A 16,260-nucleotide genomic window follows, 5' to 3' on the forward strand; every position below is an offset into this window, starting at 1 on the left:
CTGGGGCTGGGGGAGGCCGAAGCGCCTGATAGAGCCGACGGCCCCGGAACTGTTGATCAAGGGGTAGGCGATGCGGACTGACGAGACGGGGAATGGTGACATGTTGTCTCCCCAGGCCCAGCTAGCTCGTCGCCTGAACTTGTTGCTCGACGTCGTGGTTGCTGAACGCGGCAAGCCCGTGACTTTCCGGGAAGTACAGGCCGAGCTCGAGGCTAAGGGCATCAAGTTGTCCCGCGCGCGGTGGTTCTATATGAAAGAGGGGACTGGGCGTCTGGTCAGTGATCCGGTTCTACTGGCAGGGCTGTGCAACATCTTCAACGTTGACCCCTCCTACCTCACCGGTGCCGACGCCGAGTTGCCCGAGCGGATCGATTCGCAGCTCGAGTTCGTGAAGTCACTCCGTGCGGCCAGGGTGAAATCTTTTGCCGCGCGCACTTTGGGTGACGTTTCGCCGGAGACGCTGCGCGTCATTTCTGAATACCTCAACAAGGACATTGGCCGCCATCCTGGAGGGGAAAGGGCTGCCGCTAGTCCTCCAGAAGATACTGAAGGTGAGCCGCCAGCAGCTCCTTGATCCGTGCGGGGTTGGCTGAATACCGCGGAGAGCGGCCATGCCTCCTGCCTGGTTCCACGTCCACCACGATGGCGCCAGACTCCTCCAGCGCAAGAAGGTGTTTCGCCACGCTGGGCTCGCCGGCACTCACTGCGTCCACGATGTCCCCGCGGGTTGCCGGACCGTGCGCTGAAAGATAGCGGAGGATCTCGTTGCGGGACCTGTTGCCGAAGGTCGCGACAGCGGCTTCGACGTCGGCCGACCATGCGGCGTCGTGAGGCTGCGTAATCCTGGGCATGCAACCATTCTTGCCGACAGCCAGTCGAAAAGTAAGACCCGGAACCTTGACGATACTTTAACTATCCTTGACAATAGTTTGCATAGCCTTCGTGTAGTCGTGTTTGGCGCCCTGTGGGCGGCCACTTTTAGCGGCCAGCAGTGCTGACCGCTGACATATTGGAATCGCGAATTGAAGCGGTGAAGACCATGCGAGCCGAAGCCCGGGCCAACCAAGCCCAACAAGAACAAATCAACCAAGGAACCATCGATGTTTCCCTGCGCGCTGCCCCAGAGCCCGCTATGCGTTCCGTCCCGGTCGATCAGATCATGCTGGCCGTGGACGGGGTGCGGCGCTACGTCGTCTCGCATCTGTCGCGCATTGGCCGGGCGTGCGACGTGGACGATGTTATGCAGGACATCCGCGTGGCCGTCTGGGATGGAGTGATGCGAGGTCATTACCGGCAGCTACTTGGAATACCGTTCGGCGCGTGGGTCCAAGGTGTGTGCGCGAACGTGTGCGCGGCGCACATCCGCCGGGAGATGACCCACCAGACGTTACCCCTGCTCCTGGACCCAGAGGCTGATCGTTGTCCGTCGCTCGACGCTGTGACGCTGCTTGGTTTGGACCGTGGGGCTGATCGAAGTGCCGAGAAGTTTGTCGACCAGCAGTGGGCACGCACCATTATCGAACTACCCGGGAGAGCGTGCCCAGCGGAGTGTGGGAACTTGCCGTGGACAGTCTCACCGGGCCGCGGCGGTACGGCCCGCCGTCGCCGCAGGACCGTCGGCGGTGGCACGCGGCGACGGTGGTCCGCCAGACGGCGAGGACTGTTCAAAGCGCGCTGGAGGTTGACCATGCCAGCGTCCGGAACATCCGGGACGTCTGCGAGCATGCAGCAGAGTGCTTGCCTACGCCGGTTCTCCGCCGCGCGGCGGCAATGATTGTTCGTCCAGACGTCCGGGGACCGGAGCGAACCAGGGCCGTGGCGGCACTTGCCGCCGAGCTTGGCGTCACGGAGCGCTATGTGGCCGTCCAGATCGGCTTCGCCCGGCGGCTGTATCAAACCTCGTGGAGGATTCTCCGGGCAGGAATGCGTTCCGCTCGCTGAGTCATGTCCTTACCGGCCGTTCAAAACATGAACGGGACGTGGAAGGTGGAAAGTTGTTCTCGCTTCGAAATGGACCGGCGAGCCTGGGTCGACGCCGGCGATGGTGGCTTCTGGCAATCGTCATGTTCGGCGTCGCCGTGGCGTTGTGGACTCTTACACGGCCACTGGTGGGGCCCGCGGTAGAGCCGGTTGCGCCGCCGTCGAACGGCCCGGCCGGGGATAGCCCGGTTCCGACGCCCCCGGGCCCGCAAAGGGAAACCCCGACGGCGGCTCCGGCCATTTCGGGGCCCGTTGCGGATGGTGCCCCGCGCACCACCGACTTCCGGCAGCTCGCTTCCGCAGCAGCGATGGCGATCTATTCGTGGGACACCCGATCGGCGTCGTACTCGGAGGTTTACTCCCGGGTCCGCAGCTGGTGGCACGTGCTGCCGGACGGCTCCAATCCACTGGCGGTGCTTGTGCAGGAGTTCGAAGCGACAGGCGTCAACGCCGGATCCTATGCGACGTTGACCAGCCAACAGGCAAACAGGACGGCCACCGTCCAGTCCCTGATGTGCGACGGCGAGCTGGCCAAAGTACGCGAGCAGCCCTCTCCCTGGGTGGGGCTGCATGTGTGCACTGTCTCTCTTCAGGTTCTTGAGCAGTCGACGGCAACCCGGAACTCGTACACGGCCCCTGTCAGCGTGATGGTGAACTGCCCGCCCGCCTCCACGGCACCGCCGGATCGCTGCGCCATGGTCGCCTTCTACGCTTCGCCAAGCAGGATCGTGTACTGATGCCCGCTGCCGTAGTGCTCGCGGGGCTTGCTAAGCGTCGCGCTATTTGGCGGGCAGTGGTGGCAGCGGTCTCAGCGCTGTTCCTGGCGGGTGCGTTTGCGTTCTGCTCAGCGGTGGCGGTGCTCGGGGCAAGTTCAGAGAAACCCGCAACTATCTGCTCGTCCGCGAGCCTGAGTGGCCCGCCAGTCGGCAGTGCCCCAGCTATGAGTGTCCGCGCTGGCAGCCCGCCTTCCGTGAATCTGACCGCCCGACAAGCGGCCGTGGCGGAGGACTATATTTCGATCGGAAAGCAGTTGGGAGTACCTCGGGATGGCCAGGTCATCGCGATCATGATGGCTCTCCAAGAATCCAGTCTGAGGGTCCTAGCCAACGCGAATGTGCCCGCGTCGTTGAGCTACGCGCACGACGGTGTCGGCAGCGACCACGATTCTCTGGGCAGTGCTCAGCAGCGACCGGCAGCCGGATGGGGGACCGTTGAGCAACTGATGGACTCCGCCTATAACGTGCGGGCCTTCTACGGCGGCCCAAGTGGCCCCAACCACGGGAGCCCACGAGGGCTGCTGGCTATCCGTGACTGGCAGTCGATTACCAAGGGCCAAGCCGCCCAAGCGGTCCAAGTGTCCGCCTTCCCGGAACTGTATGCGCGCTGGGAGGGTGAAGCGACGGCAATCGTTGACGCGCTAGGGAGCGGACTCGCGCCGGTCGCGTGCACTGTGACGCAGGAGGCTCCGGCAGCGAAAATCGAGCGCGCCGAGCTAAGCCAGATGCGCAGGGACATCCTGAGGTATACCCAAGAAGGCCTCGGCGGAAACTACGTCTGGGGTGGGACGGCGTTCAAGGCCTGGGATTGCTCCGGCTATGTCCAATGGATCTATTGGCAGGTCGGCATCAACCTTCCTCGAGTGGAGCAGTGGCGCGTCGGTGTAAGAACTGACAATCCACAGCCAGGAGACCTGGTCGTCCAGAACGCCCAAGGGCCGAACAATTGGGGACACGTTGGCATCTATGCTGGGGACGGCATGATGTGGAGTGCGCTCAATCCTTCGGTCGGGACGCTGCTACATCCTATAGCTTGGAATTCGGACACGGCGTACTTCGATCTACTGGCCTGAGATTATGCGCCGTTGGCCTCGCAGGACACACCATATTGGCGGCGGCTTCCTTAGCCAGGACCACCCGCTCCTCCTAAAAGGAGGGTACCGGTTGCCCGGTACCCTCCGCACTTCAGCGGACTTAGACCGGGCGGCACATGTGCTGCCCGGTCAGACCCACGATCACTGCCGCCTCTGCGTCAGTGCGGGCATGGTCGGCCAATACAAAGGGTGCTCTTATGAAGTTCATCAGCATTCGCAGCAGTAGATCCCAAGCTTTTTGGGATCTACGCAGATGACTTCCCCAATCCGGGCTATCGCTTTGTCGGTGATGCTGGTAATCGTTGGAACGCGACCCCGCACTGCCTCCACAAAGGCTTGGTGCCATCCTCCGCTGTTGGCGTGGCCACCGGCCGCTACCTGCTGGAGCCTCAGCCTCACTCACCATATGCGGAGACCGTCACATCTTATCGCTAACCGAAAATAGTACCACCGCCCGGACTGTGCTGGGAGCGGCCGACCACGGAACTCGTCAGCCCGCAGGCCAAGGGCCTGAGGAAGCACTGAGGATCCTCATGGCCGCCAAACGCTCGATGGACACCCAGCGCACTGGCGCACCCAACGCGCTGCGGACACTCAATCTGGGACCCGAGGCACGCTGACCGCTGCCCAAGTCAGGGCGGTCCAGGGCTGGCGGGCCAGGCAGGGCGACGGCGCAGCCGCCACTGTGGCGCGGGCCGAGGCACGCGGCGGCTCGCGTCCGCCGTCAGCACCCTCGGCACGGATGTGGAGGCCAACCGTCTGGCCCTCGCCGAGGATGTCCGGCTCATGGCCCCGGGAGCTCAGGCAACACGCACCGGTACCGGCTCAACCGACACGGAGGCTGGCAACTCAACCGCGCACTGGACGTCGTCGCCCAGACTAGAGCCTCACAGACCCCGCCACCCGTGCCTACATCGGGCGACGCACCGCAGAAGGCAGGAGCCCAAGTGACATCCGCCGTTGCCTTAAGCGCTGCATCGCTAGGCAGATCTTCCGTCAACTCCAGACACTCATGGCATGACTTGCCCCATAGAAGGGTCGTCTAGCTGGGGGAAACTCCTACCGAAAGGATTTCAAGCCCGGCATTGACAAAGAACCAGCGAGCTCTTCCGCAACGAGGGCACCACCTATTTTACTGAGGGCTCGAGACTGATGAAGGCCCACGCCATCGGCCGGCTCGAAGCCCTCGGAAACCGAGTTGTAATCCCGCCCTAATCGATGTCTAGAAGGCAGTTCTCGGGAAGGGCCTTCCAAGCAGCTTCACCGTCCCACCCCCGTTCACCTCGTGCCAGGGCCCGCACCCCTGTTGCCGAGCCCCATGCGTAAGTCTCATCTTCTCTTGACATTTCCTCTTATGCAGTCAAAGTGGACTTTAGGCGCTAAGCCGTAGCGAGGGGTCCAGATGCTGACGGTAGGAATTCTGATCGACGTGGATGACGAAACGCATTACCGTGTTTCGCTGCACGAACAGACCGCCATGGGGTTCACCGAGGTATCGCAGGCAGTAATCGGCCGGCCACTTCGGCCGCTGCCCGGCGACGGCAGCGACGCATCCGACCTATGCCCACAGCTGATAAATGCTCTTAGCGGGATGAACCCAAACGTGGACATCATAAGACGGCTCGGAAAGCACCTATGGTCCCTCGCTTTCGATGGGGCCATCGGCACCGCCTGGGCCGAGCGGCACCCATCGCGGACCATCCTCGACATCCGTCCGTCCGAGCTGCAGCGACTGCCCTGGGAAGCACTGCAGCTGAATAGCAAGATCATGTTCACCGCATCGGAACTGCTGTTCGTGCGGGCGCCGATGAGCCTCGCGCCGGTGCCGCTTGTCAATCCACCGCTGCGGGTCCTCGCGGTGGTAGGAGAAAGGGAGCACACTGAAGACAATAGGCTGCGGTGGAATGAGGAGCTACGTGCCTTGGAAGTTCTCGGAGCCAGACAACCTCATCGGTTCCATGTCGAAGTGCTCGAAGCGCCAAACAAGGCGCAGCTGCGCGCGGCCTGCGAGGCCCTACAACCACATGTGCTCCATGTCATCGCACACGGAATGGTGATCGGCCGTTCGTCAGGCGTGCGTATCGGACAGCCCCCTAACTCGTTCATGCTGGATCCAGACACAGTCGAAAACGAGTTGGCCTATGAGTTTCCGCTCGTCATTCTGAACGCGTGCCACACAGGCGAGTCGGCTGCTTTTGAGGGAACTATGGGGCTGGGGGAAGCATTCCGGGCCAACGGCTCGGCGGCCACCCTCTGCATGCAAGGTGCCATCCACGACACCGCGGCCGCAGACTTCAGCCGCGCCTTCTACGACAAGCTTGTCTCAGGCGCCGCGCTCGATACGGCGTGCGTAGCCGGACGACAGGCCATCGCGGAAACTCATAACGGTGCCGACCGATGGTTGCCGCAACTCGTGCTGCACGCAGCCCCGGGCCCGCTGCTGAGCGCGCCACCGCAGCTGACCTCACCCGACCCGATTGGGGCCATCGACCGCTCTTCCGAGCGCCGGCAGTTGCTGTTCGCACTGGATCCTGGCGCCAAGACCCCGCTGCGCCGGGCGGCCATCATCCACGGTGACCCAAAGGTCGGAAAGACGTGGGTGGCGCGCAGCGCTGGCGACCTGCTCCGTTCAGCGGGAGCCGTTCTCCGCTACGTCGACCTGAAGGGCTCAAGCAACCTCGGTTGGTTAGACGTTTTGCGGGCTATCCGCGATCCCGCAAGCGGCGGGACGCCGACGGCCCAGCTGCCGCCTGAGTTGTTCGCCACTTTCAACGCATGCGTCAATGCGGTAGCAGCGGGCAAGCCGCCACCTGAGCATGTGAACGACTACCCCGTCGACGAGTTCGGTGCCATCGGTCCGGTCAGCGAGCGTACGCTGGACCACGTTGGCGTCCTGTTCCAAGTTTTCTTGGAAGCTTTAATAGCTTCCGCTGGCACCAAACCGCTGATTTTAATCCTTGACCATCTCGAGAAAGTCGACCCTGACGAGCTGACCATGTTCATTGTTCCCCAGCTGCTTAGGCCAATCGCGCAGGGCGAAGTCCCTGACGTCTCGGTCATCCTCGTTGCCCGCGCCGCGGCACTGGACCCTCTCCGTGGGCTGCCGGCCCTGCTGGTTCCGGTCCATCTGCCAACGGCAGACGAGTACTTGCGGTTAGCAGCCGTTTACGGCGACATCTGGTTCGGCATGAATACGTTTTCTTCTGACGAGAACAAGAAAAATAAGATCGCCGATTACCTCACTTACGTGGAGGCAGTAAAACCAAAAGAACCTTGGTCGCTCACCCGGCTGAAGTCTCTGTTCTCAGCCGCCGTTGGCCAGGTCGATTGAGATGGGCGCGTACTCGCCGGAAGAGATCGTCGCCCGGCTGCAGGCCGGCGAAGATCCCGCCGCACTGACCGCGACCCTTGTCCCGGCCAACATCCGAGCGGCGCTGCGCTACGCTGCGCCGCTGCGGTGGCTGACCGTGGAGTTGTGGGAGACGTTCGTGAGGGGGCACGCGCCCACCGTGAGTTTAGACGAACTCCGCGAACGCGACCTCGTTCAGGAGCTGCCAAGGGAGCCGGGCCGGTACGTGATGGACGACGAGACTCGGGCGACGTATCTCGCGCAATGGGACCCGGGCGAGCTGCAGAGCTATAGCGCTGGGCTCGCGAAGGCCTTCCCTGACGACGGCCGTGAGCGGCTCTACCACCTTCTGTTTGCCGATATGGATGCAGCGGTCCCCTTGTTGGAGGAACTGCTCAAGGCGGCCGAAGCACACTTCGACCTGGTTGCAGCCCGAAACCTGCTTGATCTGTTTGAACGGCCAGACCGGCGCCAGGTCGTCGATGCGAACATGGCCGCCCTGATCGCGGGATGGCGCGCCCAGATCGATACCCGGGCTGCTTGGTCGACCGACTACTTCCGGTCAGCGGGCTTTCTAGACCGGACGGTGTACCACAACTTGCTCGAAGAGCTTCTGGCGGGTAAGAAATTTAGGGCGCTGCAGCTTGTCGCGATGGGCGGCATGGGCAAGACGATGATGATTCGGTCTTTCCTCGCCCGGCGGTGTATCCCTGCCCGGATCTTTGTCGCTAGGATCGACTTCGACGAAATCAACCCCGTCATCGCTACGAAGCACCCTTGGTTAATCAGGATTGCCCTCGCTCAGCAGCTCAACGAACAATCACCGGACAGATACTTCGAAAGCATGCTCACGGACTGGCGGCGCATGCTCCCTGCGCTATACACCGATGTCGGAAGGGAGACCTCGGCTGCTCTCCGCGAGCTGACCACGCTGGGTGAGACCCTCTGGCCGGCACAGGAAGTCTCCGCTCGCTATGAAGATGCTATGAAACGGCTCGGGCGTGCGGGATCCCCTGTGGTGTTCATGTTCGACACACTCGAGGTTCCGGTGCTGCGCTCAGACTTGGACGCTAGCTCTTTGGTGGACACGCTCTTAGAGATCTATCGTGGCCCGGGCGACGCTCGCTTACTTCTCGCCGGCCGGTACGATATCAGTGAGCGAATTGACGGCCATGCCCTCCCGGGAACACTCCACACGGTGCAACTTGAGCCTTTCACTGAAGATGAGGCTCGGACGTATCTGGCCAAGGTACGCGGCATCGACCGGCCCGAAATCATCGACGCCATTCTGGCCAAGCGTGACTTGATGCCGTTCACGCTCGCACTATACGGCGACCTCGCGTGTCTGGGGCCTGAGTTGACTGCGGCCGATGTCGAGTCATTCGATGACCCCAAACAGCAATATCTGATCGAGCGTGTCCTCGAACGTATCGACGACAAGGCTGTGCTCTATGCGCTGCGGTACGGCGTGGTCGCACGACGCTTGGATAAGCGTTTCCTTGAGAAGGTCCTAATGCCGTATATCGAGCAAGCGCTGCTCGGTAAGCACATCGATGACAATCCGGAACTGGACCCCCATGACCGACTTAGGGCCAGATTCCGAATCGAAGAGGCGTCATCTGGCCCTGCCGATTCGAACGAGCTGTGGCTGCGATTGGCATCATACGCATCCAACCAGTCTTGGATATCGTCTGTTCAGGACGTAGGCGAGTTTCTAAGCTTCCATCCAAACGTCAGGGAACCGATGAGGCTCGTGCTGGAGCGTCAGGAAGTGTTGCGGGGCCTGCATGAACGCGCCTTCTTGTACTTCCGGTCCCTGATGGCCGAGCAACCGCATCGCCTCGTGCAATGGGCCGAAGAGGCGGCCTACCATGTCTTCCAAGCCCGAGGCCCGGGTGGAGAGCAAGGCTGGCACGAGCTGCTAGCAGAGGTTGAGCGTGTGGCAGGGCCGGCCGCACGCGGCGACCTCGCCGCAGCGCTGACTGCCGACACCGACCTTACCTCGATGCGGACAACGGATGCCGGCCTCGCTATGGACCTCGGCCAGCAGGCAGGCAGATGGTTTGAAGGCCAACGCGTAATGTCCGCAGAGACGCTTGCTGAGGCACATCTGGAGGTCGCGCTGGCCCTCCTGAGAGCGCCCGGGTACTTCGCTGACCTGGCTTGGAGCCTCATCGAAGGCCGTCTCTCGACGGTGAAGTCGATGGAGCAGCTCGCGAGCCGGTCGTTGGTCGATCCCCAGCGACGAGCCGCTGTGCAGCTAGCGCTACACGCCCGAGACGGGAACCGGAATGCGCTCGACTCGGCGCTCGTAGTCCTGGGACAGGCCGAAGACTCGGTCGTCCTAGAGGCCCTGGAAGGTGTCGTCTTGTCGTACGCGGGCTCGATCGGCACGACTCGTCTGGCCGCACTCGCTCACCGCCCGACCCCGACTCCAGACGTGGAGGCTCAACTCCGTATGCTGCTCGCCAGCCTGTTTCTCGCAGAAGGAGACGCCACGGCTGCCGAAATTCAGGCATCTCACGCTGCTGCGATCCTCGGGGAGGACGAGCTGACTGACTTCAGGGTATGGCTGGCTTTGACGCGGGGGGCACCGACCGAGGCTGGTCGGCTGCTTGCCGCGCAGCCAGCATCGATCCGTGTCGTGGTCCAGCAAGGCCGGGCAGCTTTGCTGGCCCAACAGCCGGAGTCGGCGCTGGAGGCATCACGCCGGCTAACGGTCCTCGGCAACAAGCAATACGGAAGCACCGTCCAGAGTGAAGCGGCTACAGCCGCAGCGGTCGCCGAACTTCAAGGACGGGTTTCAGCGGCATGGGGAGACACCGATGACGCCGTCCGGTTGCTCGACGAAGCGGCTTCACGGTGGCGGGATGCCGGTGATTTATTTCGAGAAGCGGACGCTCGCGCGACCACGGCGCGGATCCTGCTCGATGCTGGCCGAGTTCTGGAGACGGGCAGACACCTGGAGATGGCAGACCGGGCATCTGTACCGAGGGAACACGACCTGTGGGTCACCACACGCTTAGTTAAGGCCCGGTGGCTGGACCGCACAGGCCGCCAACCTGAAGCCACCAGCATATTGGACGAGCTCGTGGTCGAACTCGACCGACAGCCCCGAGGGCCCGCTGTGCTGGCCCGTGTCGCTGTGGAAGGGCTCGCAAGTCATGTTGATGACCGGGAACCTTACCTACGATTGCTGGCGCAGGCCGTCTCAAGCTTCCACCCGCCGGACGCTGCCCTCGCTGCCCTCGAGGGTATTGACCGTTGCGCGCCGGTCCACGCCACTCCCCAGCACGTGACAGGCCCGCTCGTGCGACTGCTGAGCGAGCCACATCAGCCGTACGCAGCGGAGGACGAGACCTTGCGTTCTCTCCGGCGTGTCGAGCTGGCCCGGGTGCTAGGACACTCAGACACGGCGGCACGCTGGCTCAAAAGCGCCGTCACGTCCTCGGCTAAGTTTGACTCCGGCTCGCTGATCATCCTCCGCACCCTCGAAACGGCGGCTCGGCTCCGCCTGACTGTGGGAGAAATGGAGGCCTTGGCATTCAATTTTGTCCAGCGTCGCAGCAGCCACCCTGCCGTGGCACTCGACGCGCTGATCGCCTGGGCCACTGCAAGCCACGACATGACGTGGGTGCGGCACATCGACGAAATGTTCGACATGCTGGAGCGCACCGGCGGACCATCCCGGCGTAATGCCGAGGTCATGATGCTACGACTTGAGGCAGCAAAGAACGGCCGTATTCCGGGCAATCACGACGAGCTCAACAAACTCGTTTACCGGATCTACCAGACACTCGGCGATAGGGCCGCACTGCTTGACCTAGATCGCTTGCCACATTCGGCTCCAGCGCCAAGTGTCCCTGAGATACCATCCAATCCATGGCGGACGAGGCCGCCGATAGTCGACGTCCGGGTTTCCGACGAAGACCGGATGCTCACGGTGGAAACCGGAACCGTGATCTGGCAGGAACCCAGCGAGCTAGTGACAGAGCGGAAGCAAGCGGGTAGCTCTTGGTTGCTTTCTGATGACACGCACCTGCTCAATGCACTGCGGCGATCATTGGACCGGGCAGCGGCAGAGCCAGGGGACATAAGACTACGGATCATGTCCCCGCAGCTCGCCGAACTGCCCTGGGAGCTAGCCTGGCCACCCAACCGGGAGAGGATAGTTTTTCGCGCTTCACCTGATGGCGGCGTACGCCGCGTGATGCGTGTCCAGCGCGCGCTTTCCCACGCCGGATACCACGTACTGGCTGACGGCGTTATGGGTCCACAGTCCGAGCAGGCGATCCGCGCCTATCAACAGACACACCGCAACGAAGCGTCAGACGACATCGAGTCGTCCATTTGGGAAGCGACGCGGGAACGCCAGACCGCCGTGGTACTCGAATTAAGCCATCAAGTGCAGGTCAAGAAGCGTATGACGCGAACTACTGACGTGGTTAGCGACTACGAGCTGGCCGGATTCGAGACCGTCGTCGTCGAGGACCCCACCAGCCAAGAGCTCTCGCAACTGAAATACCCGTGCTCACTCGTCCACGTGCAGGCATCCCTGGAGTCACGGGGCGACTCAGTCTTTCTATCGTTCGACAGCGGTCGAACACTCCGCAATTCCAGCGAGTATGGGCTGGAGGTGCTCTCCGTCACGGCTCTGCACGACATCCTGATGCGGCTCACCACCGGACTTGGACCGATCGTAGTGCTCGAGGCCGTCGCCACAGAAAGCCGACTGGAAATAATGCGTCAAGTCCTGCTGCGCAATCTGTTCGCATCTCAGTTGTTTGACCTTGGATATGCCTCCGCGGTACTCGCGATCGGACCGATCCCCTACGAAGCTCAGGGCTTGTCAACGCACCTGATCGCGCCGGGATTGTTTGGTACCGCACCCGGGATCGGCGACATAGGCGATCTGTACCGGCAAATCCGACAAAGTCACTGGTATCCGATCCTAGACGATCACCGCACGGTTCCAGCGTTATTCGCCGACGAACCCGCCGCGGTCCGGCTCCGATGAGTACCCAGGCCGAAAGAAGACAGGCCGAGCTCCGCGCCAAGATCGGGCTGCTCCACGGAGAGCTCGAGTTCTGGCAAGGGCTGTCTTCAAACGGCGGAGTGCTCGAGAAGCACCACTCTCAGCTCTTGCGGCTGGGCCACATGCTGGATTCGGCACTCACTAAGCTCGATGGTCAGTGTGACGCCGTTGAGTCTTGGGCTTCAATGACCGAAATTCTGCTCGGCATCCACCACGTCTGGGACTTCTTCCGCTCCAAACTCGCGCTGCGTTTGGTTGACCGGTTCCAGGCTCCACTGATTGCGGCCGACGAATTGGCGTGGGCCTGCGTCAGCCCGTTGCACAATGCGGCAGTGGCCGCGCGCAAGGTGTCGGCTGACGACGTCCGTCAACCACCGCTGGTCTACTTTGACTCCAGCGGCTCACCCTTCGCATTGGGACGGCGCCATGCCTACCGGAACCTCCTGCCAGCGAGGTGGTTAAGCGACGTACCCGGCGAACTGGTCAAACAGCTCCCGGTCCCGGTGATAGGCATTCCATGGCATCAGCAGGCACATCTGCTCGAGACTGCGATCATTGCTCACGAAGCCGCGCATATTGCAGACGACGACCTCCGCCTGACCGAAGCCGTCCTTCCTCTGCTCGACGAAAAGCAAGCGATGAAGGACAGTTTGGCGGACTGGACAGTGTGGTTCCCTGAAGTTCTGGCCGACGTGCTCGCAGCGGTTTGGCTGGGCCCCGCCTACGGGCAAGCACTGGCTGATTTGATTACGGCGTTACCGCCGCACTCTGACCCACAGTATCCGCCCGTCGGCATCCGTCTGCAGATCGTCGCCGAGACACTGCAACAGTTCGATCACCCTGCATCCCCGTTCCTAACCGAGGCAGAGCCGATCCTGGCGCAGGCTGTCACGGCAGTGGTGACGACGATCGTGACGACGCCATTGGGGATACTTGGTGATGCGCCGCTGAGTCGGTTCGAGCCTTTCACCGCTGCCCGACAAGAGCAGGCCGATGCTGATGCCGGGCGACTCCGCTACGGTGTGGAACCTGTCAGCACAGATTCGCGTCTGCTGATCGCTGCAGGCATCCAGGCATTCGTCGACGAGCCGGAACTGTTCGTCCAAAAAGGGACAGCCTCGTTCGTGTTTACCCGGATCAAAAACATCCGTGATGCAGGAATACGCGGCGCAGATGGGGAGGCGGTGCCAACAAAGGAGCTTGAATCGCATGACCATCGACTGGGCGATGATCTGTTCCGGTTACTGGCTCAGGCGCGCACCCGTACCGCAGGGTCACCGAGCACCACATAGTTCTGCACGTCGGTCCGTTCCATCCACAGCTCAAGCAGTCTTCGCCGACCACCGGCGCCGGCAGACATGTCGTGGGTGACGCGATTCAACTGCCGCGTGAGGGTAGCCGACAAGACGGCGTAAGCATCGTTAAACATCCGCATTGAATGGCCCACCGGTACACCGCACATGATCTGGGCGAAAGCGTCCTCGAATCGCTGCTGGCTGCCGCCCGCGCTCACAATCGAGTAGCCCCAAGCCCGTTCGACATGGCCGATGACCGCTAGAGCACCCCCGTTTGGGTGTGCCAGCAACCGCTGAGGAAGGTGCGCCACAAATGGTTCATCGGCGATTTGTCGCGCTGGTTGTCCTCGCACGGGGAAGTCGTCGATCATGGGTGTCCCGGCACTGTAGCAGGCGAAAAGAAAAGCGACCATCCCGTGGACCTGTGCCCCCGAGATATCCGTCCCGGCCACGGTCACGTCGATCCCGACCGGGCCGCGATTCCAGTCCTGTGTTACCAGTGCACCATGCCGGAGTCGCTGCTCAGGGTCGTCCGCTGCCAAACCGCCCAGGCCGTGGCTGGCAGTTACGAGCAGACTGGGACGTCTGGCGGCGGCGCTGTTGCCAGCGAGTAGTTCCAGCAGACCTGCTTTGGTTGCCTGTTCCCCGATCAAAGCAGCGGAACGAAAGCCGTGACGTTCGGCTAGACCACGTTGGTCCGCACCGTCCGGCACCAGAGGGCCCAACAAATGATCGGCGCTTAGCTTTGTTGCGCGGTCCCAAGGGTGGCGCGTTCCCCAGTACGCCACAACTTTCTCTCTGGCTGGTGCGAATGTCTCGGAGTCGACAACGCTGTTCGCGTACTGTCGATACTCCTTCGGAGTATCGAACGCAACCCGGCCCACGGCATATTCGATGTCCAACATGTACTGAAACTCAAACGGTATCCGCGCCGGCGAACCGACGAGCAGGATGTAGTAGCCGACCCTACTCGGATCAATGGCGCCTGGGTTCACGCCCTGTCGGGCGAGCCAGTCAACCATTTCTTCGCCAGGAAAGTACTCATGCCTGTGGTGGCAATCCTCCTCGACTTGGTCTCGCCGGTGCTGGACCAATGGCTCAAGGGCCTGACGGACCTCGTCAGACTCATCATGTGCAAAAACTATGCTCCATCCTGCGTGGCTGACATCGGTTGGTACAACTTGCCACGGCAGTGCTTTACTCGGCTTCGTTCCGAGCCTCTGTCTCAGACCCCCACCGTGTCCTTCGGCGTCGACGATTAGGTCGGTCAACTCGTCTTCGGAGATCTCGATCAACGGCTTCCCTGTGTGCGCATCGATGCCGTTCGAAACGATCATTGTTTCCCTGCCCATCTGACGCGAACAACCCTTAAGCCTGTACGCCGGGTCCCTACGATGCAATCATTATTGAGCACCGGACAACAGATAGCGAGGGGCGTTCGAATGAACGATGAGATCGAGATTCGTCGCGGCGACGTGTTGCTCTTCCACGGCACAGACTTTATCTCCTGGGCCATTCGAACGTTCGACGGAACAGACGTGAACCATGCCGCGATCGCGCTAGATGAAGCAACTCTAATGGAGGCAGCGGCACGGGGACTTCGCCTTGCGACGATTGAGGCTGAAGTGTCCGGAAGCCGGTATGTCCGAGTCAGGCGCCACACGGAAGACGACCTGGCATCCGTGGTCGCGACGGCAGCGAGCCACGTAAAACGACGCGCGCCCTATGCCTATCAACAGATCGTCATGCTGGCATTGCTGGCCGCGACCCGAACCATCCCGCTCGGAGGGACCGGACGACGGATGGTGCGTTCCATACTCGATCACGCCGCTGCAGCACTGAATGCCTTCGTCGACCGTGACGGCATCCGCAGCATGATCTGCTCCGAATTCGTATACCGTGCCTTCGCAGAGGCGCCCTCCGACCCCGCCGAGCGGTTCCGGTTACTGATCCACTCGGGTGACATCGCCTTCGGCGAGGTTGAACCATGCCTCGCAGAATGGGCTTTACAACAGAGCGCTGAGACCTACGAAGCGGCTTTTCGCATCCCTGTAAGCTTTGACGTCACAGCCGCCCAACCCGACGAAGCTGGCAAAGCTGCAGAGGAGGAACTGGCGCCACTAATTGTCGCGTGGGCGGAAGACCACAACCTGGTCACCGAAGACATGCCCCCAGCACCGCCCCCATCATTCGAGGTCGAAGAGTCGGATGAGCCCACCGACGAAGAGATGCTGGCCTCGCTGGTGTCATTCAGTACGGCCCTACTCGATGACTCAGAGTTTGGCATCGGCACCACATTGGGTGTGGCCGCAGCACGCGGCGCAATCCAAGGCCTGCTGACGCCAGCGATCGAGGCGAACTTTGTTACCCCGGGCGACCTTTTAAAATCACCGACCTTAGTGGACATTGGTCGCATCGACGGCCTTGGATGATCCGGAGCCGGGTAAGCGTCAGTTTCTCCTGCTCGCACCAACGGATCATCCCCCAGTTATGAACTCGTAACCGTTCGGTGGCTTCCTTGAACGCGGCGTACATCCCATATCTGAGCTTTGTTCTGCACCGACAAGGCCTCCGTCCAGCCCGCCGCGACGTCAGTGATACCCATGGTGAAACGGAACACGCAGTGGGAATCGCCGCACTCATGACCGAGCAGGTCGATCTCCACGAATCCGGGTCTGGCACCTCCCATTCGACCCAGGTCCGCGTGGGGATGGAGTCCTTCAGCAACGTT

Annotated in this window: 10 protein-coding genes; 8 read left to right on the top strand and 2 right to left on the bottom strand. The window is 61.9% G+C overall.

Going from position 1 to position 16,260, the window contains the following annotated elements:
- Window positions 1-70: 70 nt before the first annotated feature.
- Window positions 71-574, top strand: coding sequence for a hypothetical protein (locus tag IAQ70_RS10385; protein ID WP_223859846.1), 504 nt, complete (start codon window positions 71-73; stop codon window positions 572-574).
- Here the strand turns inward: IAQ70_RS10385 and IAQ70_RS10390 are convergent.
- Window positions 528-851: an ArsR/SmtB family transcription factor gene (locus IAQ70_RS10390; RefSeq protein WP_190989248.1), complete on the bottom strand. Its 324-nt coding sequence runs from the start codon at window positions 849-851 to the stop codon at window positions 528-530. The genes IAQ70_RS10385 and IAQ70_RS10390 overlap by 47 nt on opposite strands.
- A 712-nt stretch (window positions 852-1,563) precedes the next feature.
- Between IAQ70_RS10390 and IAQ70_RS10395 the strand changes: the two genes are divergently transcribed.
- The 6 genes from IAQ70_RS10395 to IAQ70_RS10420 all read left to right on the top strand — a co-directional run bounded on the left by IAQ70_RS10395 (window position 1,564) and on the right by IAQ70_RS10420 (window position 13,526).
- Window positions 1,564-1,941, top strand: coding sequence for a hypothetical protein (locus IAQ70_RS10395; RefSeq protein WP_190989249.1), 378 nt, complete (start codon window positions 1,564-1,566; stop codon window positions 1,939-1,941).
- A 122-nt stretch (window positions 1,942-2,063) separates the two neighbouring features.
- The gene (locus tag IAQ70_RS10400; RefSeq protein ID WP_190989250.1) at window positions 2,064-2,717 is read left to right on the top strand and encodes a hypothetical protein; all 654 of its coding nucleotides are present in this window, start codon (window positions 2,064-2,066) and stop codon (window positions 2,715-2,717) included.
- Window positions 2,718-2,950: 233 nt separating this feature from the next.
- Window positions 2,951-3,829, top strand: a complete 879-nt coding sequence (locus IAQ70_RS10405) for a C40 family peptidase (protein ID WP_190989251.1) — start codon at window positions 2,951-2,953, stop codon at window positions 3,827-3,829.
- A 1,423-nt stretch (window positions 3,830-5,252) separates the two neighbouring features.
- Entirely contained in the window at window positions 5,253-7,181 is a 1,929-nt protein-coding gene (locus IAQ70_RS10410; protein WP_190989252.1) for a CHAT domain-containing protein, read from the top strand.
- Window position 7,182: 1 nt separating this feature from the next.
- Window positions 7,183-12,216 carry a peptidoglycan-binding protein gene (locus IAQ70_RS22730; protein WP_223859848.1) on the top strand — a complete coding sequence of 1,678 codons (5,034 nt, stop codon included), beginning with the start codon at window positions 7,183-7,185 and terminating at the stop codon, window positions 12,214-12,216.
- A complete protein-coding gene (locus IAQ70_RS10420; protein ID WP_190989253.1) occupies window positions 12,213-13,526 on the top strand; it encodes a hypothetical protein in 1,314 nt (437 codons plus the stop codon). The genes IAQ70_RS22730 and IAQ70_RS10420 overlap by 4 nt, the downstream gene beginning before the upstream one ends.
- On the opposite strand, the gene IAQ70_RS10425 is transcribed toward IAQ70_RS10420, so the two are convergent.
- The gene (locus IAQ70_RS10425; protein WP_190989254.1) at window positions 13,484-14,866 is read right to left on the bottom strand and encodes a C25 family cysteine peptidase; all 1,383 of its coding nucleotides are present in this window, start codon (window positions 14,864-14,866) and stop codon (window positions 13,484-13,486) included. The two genes, IAQ70_RS10420 and IAQ70_RS10425, sit on opposite strands and share 43 nt — an antisense overlap.
- A gap of 105 nt (window positions 14,867-14,971) precedes the next feature.
- Here IAQ70_RS10425 and IAQ70_RS10430 point away from each other — a divergent pair, with 105 nt between their 5' ends.
- Entirely contained in the window at window positions 14,972-15,961 is a 990-nt protein-coding gene (locus tag IAQ70_RS10430) for a C40 family peptidase (RefSeq protein ID WP_190989255.1), read from the top strand.
- Window positions 15,962-16,260 lie beyond the last annotated feature (299 nt).

Origin of the sequence: Pseudarthrobacter sulfonivorans (assembly GCF_014712225.1) — a bacterium.
Classification (GTDB): domain Bacteria; phylum Actinomycetota; class Actinomycetes; order Actinomycetales; family Micrococcaceae; genus Arthrobacter; species Arthrobacter sulfonivorans.